Origin of the sequence: Polaribacter sp. Hel1_85, assembly GCF_000766795.1 — a bacterium.
Lineage (GTDB): Bacteria > Bacteroidota > Bacteroidia > Flavobacteriales > Flavobacteriaceae > Polaribacter.
Genome location: NZ_JPDS01000001.1, coordinates 1,169,498 through 1,184,699, shown reverse-complemented (window position 1 = coordinate 1,184,699; position 15,202 = coordinate 1,169,498). Strand labels below are relative to the sequence as shown.

Genomic DNA, 15,202 nt, shown 5'->3' with positions numbered 1-15,202 from the left:
TTAGCTAAATAACACCTATTTTCTATCCATAAAATCTTGAAAAGCATTTTGAGAAATTGCTTTTCCTAAAGAATCTAATTTTACTGCTTCTAGACCTTCTTTTATAATTGGTTTTTTACTAATATAATCATAAACAAAAAGTCCGTTTTTAGTAAGAGTGCCAAAACCTTTGTTAAAGATGTAATGTGCGTATTGTTCTTTATAATTATTGAAAATGTTTTTACTGAAAGTAAAACCAGAATTATCTCCTTTCACCAAATCTAACAGTGTGTAAGGTAAATCTATTTGGCTTGAAATATTGTCAATTTTAATACCAGTTTTATGCAATGCGCCACCTAACCATAACATGGGTATTCTAAATTTTTTTGGCGAGTTAAAAGCACCTTCATGTTTTGGAGAACGATGTCCATGATCAGACAAAATAATAATTAGCGTATTGTTATACCAAGTTTGTTTTTTTGCAAAGTCTATAAAATTGCCAATTACTTTATCTGTATATGCATGTGCGCTTCTAAACTTATTTACTTCAGTCTTTTTACCAAACTTATATTCATCCGGAAATTCATAAGGTTCATGACTTGTAAGTGTTAAAGCAATTTTAAAAAATGGTTCATTTTGTTTTTCTGACAAACCATCAGCAAAACGTTTCATAAAAACATGGTCGTGAACTCCCCATTTAGAATTCCAATCTTTTTCATCAAAATCATTTCCATCTACAAAATTGGTTATTCCTGCATTTCGCAAATAGGTATTCATATTTCCAAAATTTAAATCTCCACCATGATAAAAAGAAGTCTGGTAACCTAAATCAATCATTTTTTGAGGCAACATTGGCAAGCTTCTTGTTTTGTTTGGCATTTTCATGATACTTGTAGAAGGTTGAGGTAAATAACCACTCAAAATAGCAGGAATTCCTTTATCTGTTCTGTCCCCGTTTGAGTAGAAGTTAGTAAATAAAACTCCTTCATTAGAAAGCTTGTTTAGGTTTACTGTTACGTTAGGTTCACCTCCCAAAGAACCTACAACTTTTGCTGTTAAGCTTTCCCAGATAATTAAAATAACATTTGGTTTTGAAGTATTTAAAATGCTATCTGTGTTTGAAATTAAAAGATTATCTTTTGTTTTATTGATAATGTTTTCAGCTGCTTTATCATCAAAATATTTATATGGATTTTTATCATTAGATTTATGAGTAAGCGCATTAAAAAAGTTCCAAACATAATTAATGGAAGCATGATTTGCATACATGCTGCTCGAAAAATAGACATTACTTTGATTAACAGGTATGGTTTGTAAACCACCTCTTATTGGAATAATCAATGCAGCAGTTATAAATAAAAAGACAATAGATTGTAACCAAAAACCTTGTTGAACTTCATTTATTTTTTTTGTAATTACTTTGTTAAACCATTTAATGAAAAAGAAAGAAGTTATCACCCAAAAAATAGTTCCAGAAACCATTTGAAAAGTAGAAGCAGAAGCAATCATGACTTCAGGAGTGTTTAAATATGTAAGTAAAGCTGTGTCTAAACGAGTTCCCCAAGATTGATACAAACTTGCATCAATTATCAATAAAAGACTTAAAAAAATAATTAAAATTGCTGAATACCATTTTAGGATAGTTCCAATTTTTTTTGATTTTACAAAAACAGATAAAATTATCAGTAAAAAAGGAATAAAACATAAGTATGCTGCAAAAGAGCTGTCTAATCTCAATCCATAAACAAATGTTTTAATTGTTGTTAAAAAATCTAGTTCTTTGGTTTTATCAAAATAAAAAACTAGAAAAAAGAAACGTGCAAAAACAAAATAACCAATCCATAAGAGGAAATAGTAAACATTAAAAAGTAAACGATTTTTAAAATTTTTCATAGAACTTATTCTGTAACTTTTAAACGAGCTTTTGCAGTAACAGAAACATCAGAATAATCGTTGTTTAAAAATTTTAAATATCCAGTAATGGCAATCATTGCAGCATTATCTGTAGTATATTCAAATTTAGGGATATATGTTGTCCAACCAAAATGTTTTTCTGCTAGTTGTAATCGGTTTCTAATTTCTGAGTTTGCAGAAACACCACCTGCAATTGCTATATGTTTAATGCCAGTTTGTTTAACAGCATTTTTTAATTTGTCCATTAAAATTTCTACAATAGTATATTGGATTGATGCACAAATGTCGTTTAAGTTTTCTTCAATAAAATTTGAATTTATTTTTACTTGTTTTTGAATGAAATATAAGATTCCTGTTTTTAATCCGCTAAAGCTAAAATCTAAATCGCCAACTTTTGGTTTTGTAAACTGAAATGCTTTTGCATTTCCTAATTTGGCATGTTTGTCAATTAATGGTCCTCCAGGGTAAGGTAATCCTAAAATTTTTGCAGATTTATCAAAAGCTTCACCAACTGCATCATCAATTGTTTCTCCTAAAATTTCCATTTCAAAATGATTGGTAACTTTTACAATTTGTGTGTGTCCTCCACTTATGGTTAAGCAAATAAAAGGAAATGGAGGTATTTTGTTGTTGTCTTCTTCAATAAAATGCGATAAAATATGAGCTTGCATATGGTTTACATCAATTAAAGGAACTTGTAAACCTAAAGCTAAAGATTTTGCAAAAGAAGTACCTACTAATAAAGAACCCATTAATCCTGGGCCACGTGTAAATGCAATTGCAGACAACTCTTCTTTGGTAATGTTTGCTTGTTTTATTGCTTGTTGCACAACAGGCACAATGTTTTGTTGATGTGCTCTAGATGCTAATTCTGGAACAACACCACCATATTTTGAATGTATTTCTTGGTTTGCAACAACATTACTTAGCACTTTTGCGTTGCAAATTACAGATGCACTAGTGTCATCACAAGAAGATTCAATTCCTAAAATATAAACTGGTTTTTCCATTAAAATTGATAATTTAAGGCAAAATTAAGGATAATTTTATGTTGTCATCCTTTTTTAAGAATAGAAATTTAATTCTTTGTTAAATTTGAACGTTCTTTGTAGTAATTGGCAATGTTTTTGATTAGTAAATATCATATTGTTACATTTATTTTAAATAGAAAAAGTTATCAAAAAAGCTGGAAAAAAAATACTGAAATGGTTAGGGTACTTTGTGCTCTTTTTGCTGTTAGTTAGTATTTTACTTTCTGTTCCAGGAATTCAAACAAAATTAGGGAATTACGCTACTAAAAAACTTAATGAAGATTTTAATACTAATATTTCTATTGAAAAAATAGACTTATCTTTTTTAGGAAATGTACAGTTAAAAGGAGTAGAAATTAGAGATCATCATCAAGATACTTTAATTTTTGTAAAGAAGTTAAGTACCTCTATTCTAAGTGCAAAAAAAGTTTTAGATAGTGAAGTTAATTTAGGAAGTATTTCTTTGGATGGAGCTTATGTTTACATGAAAACTTATAAAGGCGAAACGGATGATAATATGGCTATTTTTATAGACAGTTTTGGAGAAAGTTCTAAAGATTCTTTGTCAACGCCATTTATATTAAGATCGTCTAACGTTTATGCAAATGATTTAAATTATAGATTGTCCAATGAAAATAATAAAAGTCCAATTTCTTTTTCGGCAAAAAATACAGGAGGAAGTTTACAAGATATGTTAGTTTATGGATCTGATTTTTCATCTAAAATTAGAGGTTTATATTTTGTAGATAATAAAGGTTTAGAAGTTACTAGTTTAACCACCGATTTTTCGTATTCTAAAACTGCAATGCATTTTAAAAATACAACATTGCAAACAAGAAAATCGAATATTAAAGCAGATATTGATTTTACTTATAACAGAGCTGAGTTAGCTGATTTTAATAATAAAGTACATATCAATGCAGCTTTTGATAAGAGTAAAATTGCAGTACCAGATTTAAAGAAATATTACAATGAATTAAATGGTAATGATGTAATTGACCTTTCTGGAATTGTAAAAGGAAAACTAAATGATTTTACTTTAAATAAACTGAACTTAACATCAAAAAATGGTATTAAAGTAGTTGGAGATTTAAGTTTTGTAAATGCTGTTAATTTTGAAAGAGGATTTGTTTTTAAAGGAAAATTAGATAATTTAACTGCTACTTATTATGAGTTAAAAAAAATATTACCAAATGTTTTAGGAAAGACATTGCCAACTGAATTTAGAAAATTCGGAAAGTTTACTGTAAAAGGAAAAGTAAATGTTACTCCTAAAGAAATTGATGCTATTTTAAATTTAAAATCACAAATAGGAGGTGTTATTTCAGATTTGCAAATCTCTAATATAGATGATATTGATTACGCAACTTATAGTGGAGAAGTGGCTTTAAAGAAGTTTAATATTGGTGTATTATTTAACAATCCGTTATTTGGTAATGTATCATTAAAAGGTGATGTAAATGGTAGTGGTTTTAAACTAGAAAATATTAATACATCGTTTATTGGAAAGGTTTCTGAATTCAATTTTAATAATTACGATTATAAAAATATTGATGCTAATGGTCAATATCAAAATAATAAGTTTGATGGTGATTTAAAAATTGATGATGAAAACTTTAAGATGAAATTTAATGGTTTAGCAGATTTGTCATCAGCAATAAATAAATTCGATTTTAAAACTGATATTGAGTATTTAAACCTAAAAGAAACTAAACTGTTTACAAGAGATAGTATTTCTGTTTTAAAAGGTAATATTGATTTAGATGTAGAAGGAAACACGCTTGATGATATTACAGGTAAAGCAACTTTTAAAAATATTTTATATACAAATCAATCAAAAGAGTTCAACTTTAAAGAGTTTAACGTATCCTCTTCTTTAAAAGATAGCATTAAAACGATAGAAGTTGCATCTGAAGATATAGCTGAAGGTTATCTTTCTGGTAAGTTTTCGTTTGCAGAATTGCTGCCAGTTGCACAAAATGCTTTAGGTAGTATTTATACAAATTATACGCCTTATTCTGTAGCGCCAAATCAGTTTTTAGATTTTAATTTTACAATTTATAATCAAATAGTTACCGTATTTTTTCCTGAAATTTCTATTGATAATAAAACAAAAATTAAAGGAAAAATTAAAGCAGATAAAAATCAATTAAGATTAACATTTTCATCTCCTAAAATAGATGCTTATGGTAATGAAATAAAAGATGTTTTGTTAAGAACAGATAATCAGAATCCACTATATAACTCGCATTTAACAGCATCTGAAGTCAATACAAAATATTATAAAGTTTCTAAATTAAATCTGTTAAGTTTAAATCAAAAAGACACTTTATACTTTAAATCTGTTTTTACAGGAGGTAAGAAAAAAAATGAAGATTTTAATCTTGATTTCTTCTACACGTTTAATCCAGAAGGAAAGTCTGTTGTTGGTTTTCAAAAGTCATCATTTAAATTTAAAGAGAATGTCTGGGGTATAGATCCTGATAAATTAAATTCAAATAAAGTAACCTTCGATTTAAAAGAAAACGAATTCAATTTCAGTCAATTTAAGTTAGTATCAGGAGAACAAAAAGTAGAATTTACTGGTAGCTTAAAAGGAGATACAGAAAAAGTACTTTTAGCAGATTTTACAAAAGTTAAATTGCAAAGTTTTTTACCAATAATAGATAGTTTGGCTTTAAAAGGTACACTATCTGGTAATTTAGATTTTGTTCAGAGAGAGGGGGTTTATAGCCCAGAAGCTTTATTATCTATTAAAGATTTTCAAGTAAATAATTTTAAACAAGGAGATTTAGCTTTAAATGTAAAAGGAGATAATTCTTACGAAAAGTATAAAGTAGATTTATCTATAAATAATGAAAAAGTAAAAAGTATTGCAGCTACTGGTTCTTTAGATTTTTCAGAAAAAAGACCTTTAATAGATTTAGATGTTTATTTAGAAGAGTTTGGTTTAAGTGCTTTTAGCCCTCTTGGACAAGACGTTTTATCCTCTATTAGAGGAACAGCAAGTGGAGATTTTTCTTTAAGAGGATTTTTAGGAAATCCAGAAATGGAAGGAACATTAAGGCTTAAAAATGCAGGTTTAAAATTTCCTTACCTAAATGTAGATTACGATTTTGAAGGAGAATCAATAATTACACTACAAGAACAATCATTTATTTTTGAAGAAGTTGCTTTAGTTGATACCAAACATAAAACAAGAGGAAAATTAATTGGAGATATCACACATTTAAATTTTGAAAAATGGTTTTTAAATATTGAACTTGATGGTGATAATGTTTTAGTTTTAGATACAGAAGATACTGAAGAGGCATTGTATTATGGTGCTGCTTTTATAGATGGTACTGCAAGTATAACTGGTTTAACAGATCAGTTAACAATAGATATTAATGCAAAAACAATGCCTGGAACAACCTTTGTAGTGCCTCTTAAAGATATAGAAACAGTAGATAGTTATAGCTTAATTCATTTTAAATCTAAAGAAACTAAGGTAAAAGAAAGACAAAAAGAAGTTGCTTTAGAAGCCGTTAAGGGATTATCTTTAAATATAGATTTAGAAGTAACCAAAGACGCAACTGCTCAGGTAGTAATTGATGAAGTATATGGAAGTCAATTAACAGGAAATGGTAAAGGAAATCTTAGAATAGAGATTAATACTCGAGGTAAATTTAACATGTTTGGAGATTATATGATAGATAATGGAGTCTATGATTTTAAATATGGAGGTATTGTAAACAAACCTTTTTTAATACAAAAAGGAGGTACCGTTTCTTGGAACGGTAATCCATTTGAAGCTAATTTAGATGTAACTGCAATCTATAAAGCGAAAGCAAACCCTGGAGTATTATTACAGAACTTTAATTCTAATAGAAAAATTGAAGTAGATTTAGTGACTAGAATTACTGGTGGTTTATTTAGTTCCAAACAAGATTTAGATATCCAATTAACAAATGTAGATCCAACAATTGCAAGTGAATTAGAGTTTATTTTAAATGATAATAATGTAAATGAAAAAACCACACAATTTATTTCATTACTTGCTTTTGGTAATTTTGCAAATCCGGATAAAGTAGATTTTAATGCAGGTGAAACAATTTCAAATACAGCTTCAAGTGCTGTTGCTGCAGCTTTTTCTAGCCTATTAAATAATCCTGAGGGTAAATTTCAACTAGGAGTAGATTATCAACAAGGAAATACTGGTAATGATATAGAAAGTTTAAATATTGATAATCAGGTTGATGTTTCTGTAAGTACACAAGTGAGTGATAGGGTTATAATTAACGGAAAAGTAGGTGTTCCTGTTGGTGCTCAAACGCAATCTAGTGTTGTTGGTGAAGTAAAAGTTGAAGTGCTTTTAAATAAAGAAGGTAGCTTTAGAGGCATCATTTTTAATAGACAAAACGAAATACAATATTCTACAGAAGAAGAAGGATATACTCAAGGAGTTGGACTTTCTTATCAAGTAAACTTTAACTCACTTTCTGGTTTGTTGAAGAAAATTCGTAGTAAAAAAAGTAGACAAAAAAAGTCTAAACCAATTGTTAAAAATGATAGCATAAAAAAAACAAATAATGGCTTAATTAATTTTGAAGGGAATTAGTAAGGTCTATTATTATTCTTAAAAGTGATTTATATCATTTATTAGCTTTATGATCATTGTTAATTTCGCACTTCAAAAATTAATATAAATCAAGAATAAAAACCGATAATTTTATTAATGAAATAAAGCAATTTTTCAACTTATAATTACAAAAATTAGCCTAAAACGATTTCGTAGTTTTATTATTTTAAATGGTTATAAAGCACTAATTTTACATCAGAATATATGAAGAAAATTAAAAAAATAGCAGTTATGACTTCTGGTGGCGATGCCCCTGGAATGAATGCCGCAATTAGAGCAGTAGTTAGAGCTTGTGCTTACTATAGCTTAGGTTGTGTAGGGATATATAGAGGTTACGAAGGTTTAATTGAAGACGATCTTATAGATTTAACAGCAAGAAGTGTTCACAATATTGTAAACAAAGGAGGCACAGTTTTAAAGTCTGCAAGATCAAAAGAGTTCCGAACTAAAGAAGGAAGACAAAAAGCATTTGAAAACTTACAAGAACGTGAGATAGATGCAATGGTTGTAATTGGAGGTGATGGATCTTTTACAGGAGCAGTAATTTTTAATGAAGAATTTAACTTTCCAGTAATTGGAATTCCTGGTACTATTGATAATGATATTTTTGGTACTTCACATACTTTAGGATATGATACAGCCTTAAATACAGCTGTTGAAGCTATTGATAAGATTAGAGATACCGCATCTTCGCATAATAGATTATTTTTTGTTGAAGTTATGGGGCGCGATGCAGGTTTTATAGCTTTAAATGCAGGGGTAGGAGCAGGAGCTGAAGAAATTTTAATTCCTGAAGAAGATCTAGGGTTAGATAGAATGTTAGAATCTTTAGAAAGAAGTAGAAGAGCTGGTAAATCATCTAGTATTGTAGTTGTAGCTGAAGGTGATAAATCTGGTAAAAATGTATATGAGTTAGCTAAGTATGTAGAAGAAAACTTGCCAGAATACGATGTAAGAGTTAGTATTTTAGGTCATATGCAAAGAGGAGGTTCTCCTTCTTGTTTCGATAGAGTTTTAGCAAGTAGGCTAGGTGTTAAAGCTGTAGAATTATTGTTAGACGGTCATACAAACTTAATGGTAGGATTAAAAGATAACGAAGTAATTAGTACTGATATTAAAGAAGCAATTTCAGGAGGTCATTCAATAAATCATGAACTTCTTAGAATTTCTGATATCATAACAACATAATAAATAAACAATTAAAGATTAGTAAAATGATTAAAGTAGGAATTAACGGATTTGGAAGAATTGGAAGATTAGCATTCAGATCTACAGTAAATAGAAAAGACGTACAAGTAGTAGCAATTAATGATTTATTAGATGTAGATTATTTAGCTTACATGTTAAAATATGATTCAGTTCACGGAGCATTTGATGGAACTGTTGATGTAAAAGATGGTAAATTAGTTGTAAACGGAAACGAAATTAGAATTACAGCAGAAAGAAACCCAGCAGATTTAAAATGGGATGAAGTTGGTGCTGAATATGTAATTGAGTCTACAGGATTTTTCTTAACAGAAGAAACTGCTGGAAAACACTTAGAAGCTGGTGCTAAAAAAGTAGTTTTATCTGCTCCATCTAAAGATCATACTCCAATGTTTGTAATGGGTGTAAATAATACAGAATTAAAAGCAGATCAAAAGATTTTTTCTAATGCATCTTGTACTACAAACTGTTTGTCTCCTATTGCAAAAGTATTAAATGACAACTGGGGAATCTCAGAAGGTTTAATGACAACTGTACATGCTGCAACTGCAACTCAAAAAACTGTTGATGGTCCTTCTATGAAAGACTGGAGAGGTGGACGTTCTGCAATTGGAAACGTAATTCCTTCTTCTACAGGAGCTGCAAAAGCTGTTGGAAAAGTAATTCCAGCTTTAAATGGAAAATTAACTGGTATGGCATTTAGAATTCCTACTATGGATGTTTCTGTTGTAGATTTAACTGTTAAGTTAGAAAAACCAGCTACTTATGCAGAAATTTGTGCTGCAATGAAAGCTGCTTCAGAAAGTGGAGCTATGGCAGGTGTTTTAGGATATACTGAAGATTTAGTAGTTTCTCAAGATTTTGTTGGAGATACTCGTACTTCTATCTTTGATGCTGGTGCAGGAATCGCTTTAAATGATAACTTCGTAAAAGTTGTTTCTTGGTATGATAACGAAATGGGTTATTCAACTAAGATTGTAGACTTAATCGAGTATTCTGCTTCTTTATAATATAAAGTAGTTTATACATAAAAATAAAACCTGATAGTTTAACTATCAGGTTTTTTTATGCTTAAAGAAGTAAGAAAATTATTTTACAGCAATTGCACTAATTTCTACATTAACAAACTTAGGTAAATTAACTACTTCTACAGTTTCTCTTGCAGGAGCAGTTTCTTCATTAAAATATTCTCCATAAACAGCATTTATTTCAGCAAAGTTATTCATGTCAGAAATAAAAATAGATGTTTTTATTACGTTTTCAAAAGTCATTTCTGCCGCAGCTAAAACTTCTTTTAAATTGTTCATCACTTGTTTAGTTTCTATTTTTATAGAATCTAAAACAAGTTCTCCATTCTCAGGATTAATAGCAATTTGACCTGATGTATATAAAGTATTACCACTTAATACAGCTTGATTATATGGGCCAATTGGAGCAGGTGCTTTACTTGTTGTTATTATTTTTTTCATTAGATTATTAAGTTTCAAATTTCTACCAGAATATATTTTAAGTCATTTTAATTTCACTTTTCAATTTAAAATAACCTTCTATCTGGTGGCTTATTTTTATCCCATTTTAAATCTGATAAAGTAGAAGATTTTACACCAATAAAAAATGTATAAGAAGAGTTTGTACCAAAAGGAACCCAGTTAAAATTGAATTGCCAACTATCTAAATCTCTAGTAAAATTAAATCTAGAAAAAGTGAAAGCACCTCCTTTAACATCATAACCAGAAGAATAGCCCATTTTCCATTTAGGTGATAATTCTACATTACCACTAAACATAATACTATGTATACCAATACTTCCAGGCTCTAAGCCATTATTACTATAGCTTGTAGAATAAGCTAAATTTACAGACCAAGGTATTTCAGCATTATATAATTTTGCCTCTTTATTTTTATCTTCCTCTTTTGTATTAATGCCGTTTCTTTCACCAAATCTATCTGTCGGATTTATGTCAGCACCAATAACATCAACTCCATTTTGTGCACCATTACCATTGTTTTTAGATTTTCCTTTTTTATCCTTATCAAAATCTTCACTAGAGATAGAATAATTTGCTGTTAAGCTTGCGTTTGTTAGTCTAAAAATATTTGGATTAAATTCGTTAATTCTTATGGCAGAACCACTTGAAGATGCTACAACTTTGTATGGGTCCATAGAACCACTAAGGTTTACTGCTAACTTATCTTTAAATAACCTTGTTCCTGCAGAAAAACTAACAGGAGACCAGCGCAAACTATCAGCAGCTATATTGTAGGAACTACTAAAATTCAAGTTGTTTAAAAGTGTTATTTTTTCATCTTCTTCATCACTTTCTGGATCTTTGGATGCAACTTTAGCTTCCAATACGTTGTTTAAAGAAATTCCGATAGAATTACTTAATCCAGAAGACGGAGAACCATAGATACCTTGATCAAAAAGAGTATAATCTAATAAGTCTGTTGCATCTGCACTTTGTTGAACTTGCTGAATGTATTTATCTTTAAAATCTGGTCTATATGAGTAAGATACAGAGGGTCTAAAAGTGTGTCTTATTGTTTTTAGCCTTCCTTTTTTAAAATTAAAAGTACCATAAATATTAGTTGATAAACTTATACCTGCATTATATTCTCTATAACTTTTAAAGCCTCTTAATGTGTCTGTTACAACTACATTTTCTGTAACATCATATTCCTTTTGAATATAGTCAAATTGCCAAGTTTCTTCATAACTAACACTTGGTGATAAGGTAAAATATTTAAATGCTTTTATATTTGTATTCGTTCCTGTTTTATGCTGCATACCAGATCTTGCAGTTTCAAACATTTTACTAGTAAAAAACTCATCATCTGTAGTGTTAATTAAATATTGACCTTGCATGGTGTAATTAAACCCCATTTTTTGAATAGGTGTTTTTTGAACCCCACCTTTTCCTGCAAATGGATATACTCTATTCATATTTACAGTTAACGATGGTAATGTCATCGTAATTTTTTCTGTATTTGTGTTTTGTTGATGAGATGCCGTTAAATTCATATTAAACGGAGTGCCAATAAAAGTTTTACTATAATTTATAGAAGAATTAAATGTGTTTGTTTGCGTTTGAGAAACATTAAATTGATTTTGAGACTCTCTAAAAAATTTACTACTACCTAAGTTAACAGATGCAGAGAATCTTGAGTTAGGACTCGCTTTAGAGTCTGGACTATGAGACCATCTAATATTAAATCTGTTCGATTTAGTATAATCATCAAAACCTCTGATGCCACTAATATTGTTTTCAAAATTAAAATTAAAAGAGCCACTATACTTATATCTTTTTCTATAGTTTGATGATATTCTTGTACCCCAACTTCCGTTAGAATAAGCATCACCTAAAACAGTTAAATCTATATAATCATTAATGGCAAAATAATAACCACCATTTTGAAAACCAATTCCTCTATCACTACTTCCAGTATCAAAAGCTGGTATTAAAAAACCTGAAGTACTTGTTTCAGTTATAGGAAAATAAGCAAAAGGAAGAAAAATAGGAGTCGGTATATCTGCAATAACTAAATTACTAGCACCTACAATTATCTTTTTACCAGGTACTAATTTAGCTTTATCAGTTGCAATATAATAATCAGGAATTTTCTTTTCTGAAGTAGTAAATTTAATTTTTCTAACATAAACTGTAGAGTCATTTACACGTTTGGTTTTTTCACCATAAGTAAACATTTCTCCTTGTTTTGTTTTTAAACCATAAATTATAGCGCGTTTACTTTTAAAGTTATAAATTATTGAGTCTTGCTCAGATTCTTGACCACCTTGTTTAAATATTGGACGTTGTATATAACCAGTACTGTCTATAATCCCTTTTGCAAAAAGAGTACTTTTCTTGTAATCAACAATAATTATTCCTGCTTTTAAATCTATATCAGTATAGGTAATGTTTGCTTCATTATATAAGGTAACAGTTTGTTTTTTTGCATTCTGTATTGTATAATCTTTAGCAACATGTACAATAATGTCTTCTATGGTTTCTTTAGGTTTTATAGTGTCTAAAGGGATTGTGTCTGTTTTTTTTAAAGCCAAAGAATCTATCTTGTTTTTTAGAAGAGTATCTTTAACCTTTATTAAAGTAGTGTCTTCTTTAACTGTAGTAATCACTGTTTCCTTTTTAGATTTAAGGTCTTGTGAGAAGCCTATTTCTATAAAAAATATACAGCAAAATAAAAGAATGTATGATAGGTTTGTTTGCAATGCTATAAATGCTATTTTTGTATAAAGGTAAAAGTATGGCTCAATATTTGAAGCACCAAATTTACGATGCCAAAATTAGTTAAATTTTATTGATGCAATTTAAAGAAAACCACAAAATTAATACCAAAGCAAGAATTATTTTTATTTTTTTCTTTGCTTTCTGTTTTTTGATGAACTCATCATCAATATTTGCTCAAAAAGAATATGTAATTGTTCTTGATGCTGGCCATGGAGGAAAAGACCCTGGAAACCTTGGAAATGGATATAGAGAAAAAAATATTGCATTAAAAGTAGCTTTAGAAGTTGGTAAAAAGCTTTCTAAAAAGAAAGATATTAAGGTTGTTTATACAAGAAAAACTGATGTTTTTCCACCTTTATGGAAAAGAGGAGATATTGCAAATAGAGCAAATGCAGATTTATTTATATCTATACATTGTGATTCTCATACATCAAATGCATATGGAGCTGGAACTTTTGTATTAGGTTTACGTGGAAATAAAAAAAACTTAGAAATTGCAAAAAGAGAAAATGCTGCAATTCTTTTAGAAGACAATTATGAAGAAAGGTATAAAGGTTTTGATCCTAATTCTGCAGAGTCAGTTATAGGATTATCGCTTCTGCAAGAAGAAAATTTAGATAAAAGTTTAGCAATAGCAAGTTTAATTCAAAATAATTTTGCTTTCAAATTAAAAAGAAACGATAGAAAAGTTAAACAAGATAACTTTCAGGTTTTAAGAGAAACTATTATGCCAAGTGTTTTGGTTGAACTTGGTTTTTTAACTAATAAAAAAGAAGGAAGATATCTTAATTCTAAAAAAGGCCAAGAGCAAATGGGTAATGCTATTACAGATGCTGTTTTAAATTATATTAGTAATTTAAAATTGAACACTGTAATCAATTCTGTTGTAGAAAATAATGCTGTAGAATTTAAAATTCAAATTGCTTCTGGAAAAAATAAAATTGCAACTAAATCTTATAATTTTAAAGGACTAAAAGAAGTTCAGAGAATTCCTGTTGGCAAGTTTTATAAATATTATTATGGCAATACTTCAGATTATAACAATGCAAAAAAATCTTTGAAAACTGCAAAATCTAAAGGGTATAATTCAGCATTTATAGTGGCTTTTAAGAATGGTGAAAAAATATCTGTTCAAAAAGCGATTAAAATGCAGTAGTTTTGGTGGTCTCAACCAAAAATTATTAGTAATATTGTTATTAAATTTTTATTCATGTCTAAAGAGTTAAAAACAGGAATTGTTGCTATTATTGTAATCGTCATATTTATATGGGGTTATAACTTTTTAAAAGGGCAAAATCTGTTTGATACAGATACACGTTATTTTAATGTAGAGTACGCTAATATTGCAGGACTTACAAAATCTAGTTTTGTTACCATTAATGGTTTAAAAGTAGGTAAGATTGATAAAATAGAATTCAATCAAAATGATGGGAAAAGAGGTCATTTAGTAGTACGATTTTCTGTTGAAAAAGATTTTGTGTTTTCTAAAAAAAGTGTTGTAAAAATTTATTCTCCAAGCCCTTTAAGTGCTTCAAATTTAGCGATTATACCAGATTATGAAGCTGACGATGCTATGACTGGTGATTACCTTAGGGGAGAAATTGAGTCTAGTTTATTTACATCAATTGGTGAGCGATTAGATCCTCTTCAAACAAAATTAGAACATGTAATTGTTAGTGCAGATTCTTTATTTAGAAATGTAAATAATGTTTTAGATTTAAAAACACAAAATAGTTTAAAAAGATCTGTTAAAAATCTTGAATATACTTTGCAAGATGTTAAGAAAATGATGGTATCTATTAACAGTGTTATAGATTCTACTTCTTTAGATTTAAAAGAAAGTGTGAAAAATACAAGGTTAATTACAGAGAATTTTTCTAAAGTTTCCGATACTTTGGCAAGTGCAGATATTGGTGGAATTATGAGAAAAGCTGAGGTTACTCTTAATTCGGCAAATTTAATGCTAGCTGGCATAAATAACGGAGAAGGAACAATAGGTAAATTAATTACAGATGATGTGTTGTATAATAATATTGCAGCAATGTCTAAAGAATTAGAAAACCTACTAAGAGAAATGAAGTTACACCCTAAAAGATTTGTACATTTCTCATTGTTTGGTAAAAGAGCAAAGCCTTATGTACCAAGTAAAGACACAGAGTTAGAAAAGGAAGCTAATAAATAATTTTTTTAAATTTCAACTA

Annotated in this window: 9 protein-coding genes; 5 read left to right on the top strand and 4 right to left on the bottom strand. The window is 28.8% G+C overall.

All coding sequences use genetic code 11. From position 1 onward, the window contains the following. Positions 1-15: 15 nt before the first annotated feature. Complete coding sequence (locus tag PHEL85_RS05085; protein WP_235318233.1) at positions 16-1,872, bottom strand: LTA synthase family protein; 1,857 nt, start codon at positions 1,870-1,872, stop codon at positions 16-18. A gap of 5 nt (positions 1,873-1,877) precedes the next feature. Beyond that, the gene (tsaD, locus tag PHEL85_RS05080; RefSeq protein WP_036821901.1) at positions 1,878-2,903 is read right to left on the bottom strand and encodes a tRNA (adenosine(37)-N6)-threonylcarbamoyltransferase complex transferase subunit TsaD; all 1,026 of its coding nucleotides are present in this window, start codon (positions 2,901-2,903) and stop codon (positions 1,878-1,880) included. 211 nt (positions 2,904-3,114) lie between these two features. On the opposite strand from tsaD, the gene PHEL85_RS05075 reads away from it, so the two are divergent. From PHEL85_RS05075 to gap, 3 genes are all read left to right on the top strand, one after another. Continuing rightward, the gene (locus tag PHEL85_RS05075; RefSeq protein ID WP_036821899.1) at positions 3,115-7,524 is read left to right on the top strand and encodes a translocation/assembly module TamB domain-containing protein; all 4,410 of its coding nucleotides are present in this window, start codon (positions 3,115-3,117) and stop codon (positions 7,522-7,524) included. Between the two features lie 225 nt (positions 7,525-7,749). Then, positions 7,750-8,733 (top strand): 6-phosphofructokinase, encoded by a 984-nt coding sequence (gene pfkA / locus PHEL85_RS05070; RefSeq protein WP_036821897.1) that lies wholly within the window; start codon positions 7,750-7,752, stop codon positions 8,731-8,733. 26 nt (positions 8,734-8,759) lie between these two features. Further along, positions 8,760-9,761 (top strand): type I glyceraldehyde-3-phosphate dehydrogenase, encoded by a 1,002-nt coding sequence (gene gap, locus PHEL85_RS05065; RefSeq protein ID WP_036821894.1) that lies wholly within the window; start codon positions 8,760-8,762, stop codon positions 9,759-9,761. A gap of 78 nt (positions 9,762-9,839) precedes the next feature. On the opposite strand, the gene PHEL85_RS05060 is transcribed toward gap, so the two are convergent. Both PHEL85_RS05060 and PHEL85_RS05055 read right to left on the bottom strand, forming a co-directional pair. Next, complete coding sequence (locus tag PHEL85_RS05060; protein WP_036821892.1) at positions 9,840-10,220, bottom strand: Rid family detoxifying hydrolase; 381 nt, start codon at positions 10,218-10,220, stop codon at positions 9,840-9,842. Between the two features lie 65 nt (positions 10,221-10,285). Further along, positions 10,286-12,889 carry a putative LPS assembly protein LptD gene (locus tag PHEL85_RS05055; RefSeq protein ID WP_235318232.1) on the bottom strand — a complete coding sequence of 868 codons (2,604 nt, stop codon included), beginning with the start codon at positions 12,887-12,889 and terminating at the stop codon, positions 10,286-10,288. 185 nt (positions 12,890-13,074) lie between these two features. On the opposite strand from PHEL85_RS05055, the gene PHEL85_RS05050 reads away from it, so the two are divergent. Then, positions 13,075-14,157 carry an N-acetylmuramoyl-L-alanine amidase gene (locus PHEL85_RS05050; protein ID WP_036821889.1) on the top strand — a complete coding sequence of 361 codons (1,083 nt, stop codon included), beginning with the start codon at positions 13,075-13,077 and terminating at the stop codon, positions 14,155-14,157. 54 nt (positions 14,158-14,211) lie between these two features. Continuing rightward, positions 14,212-15,183 (top strand): MlaD family protein, encoded by a 972-nt coding sequence (locus PHEL85_RS05045; protein ID WP_036821886.1) that lies wholly within the window; start codon positions 14,212-14,214, stop codon positions 15,181-15,183. Positions 15,184-15,202 lie beyond the last annotated feature (19 nt).

What these genes read in the sequence shown, in the direction of transcription:
- pfkA (WP_036821897.1), top strand. Translation starts at nt 7,750, where the DNA reads ATGAAGAAAATTAAAAAAATAGCAGTTATGACTTCTGGTGGCGATGCC.
- tsaD (WP_036821901.1), bottom strand. Translation starts at nt 2,903, where the DNA reads ATGGAAAAACCAGTTTATATTTTAGGAATTGAATCTTCTTGTGATGAC.
- PHEL85_RS05050 (WP_036821889.1), top strand. Translation starts at nt 13,075, where the DNA reads ATGCAATTTAAAGAAAACCACAAAATTAATACCAAAGCAAGAATTATT.
- PHEL85_RS05085 (WP_235318233.1), bottom strand. Translation starts at nt 1,872, where the DNA reads ATGAAAAATTTTAAAAATCGTTTACTTTTTAATGTTTACTATTTCCTC.
- PHEL85_RS05060 (WP_036821892.1), bottom strand. Translation starts at nt 10,220, where the DNA reads ATGAAAAAAATAATAACAACAAGTAAAGCACCTGCTCCAATTGGCCCA.
- PHEL85_RS05045 (WP_036821886.1), top strand. Translation starts at nt 14,212, where the DNA reads ATGTCTAAAGAGTTAAAAACAGGAATTGTTGCTATTATTGTAATCGTC.
- gap (WP_036821894.1), top strand. Translation starts at nt 8,760, where the DNA reads ATGATTAAAGTAGGAATTAACGGATTTGGAAGAATTGGAAGATTAGCA.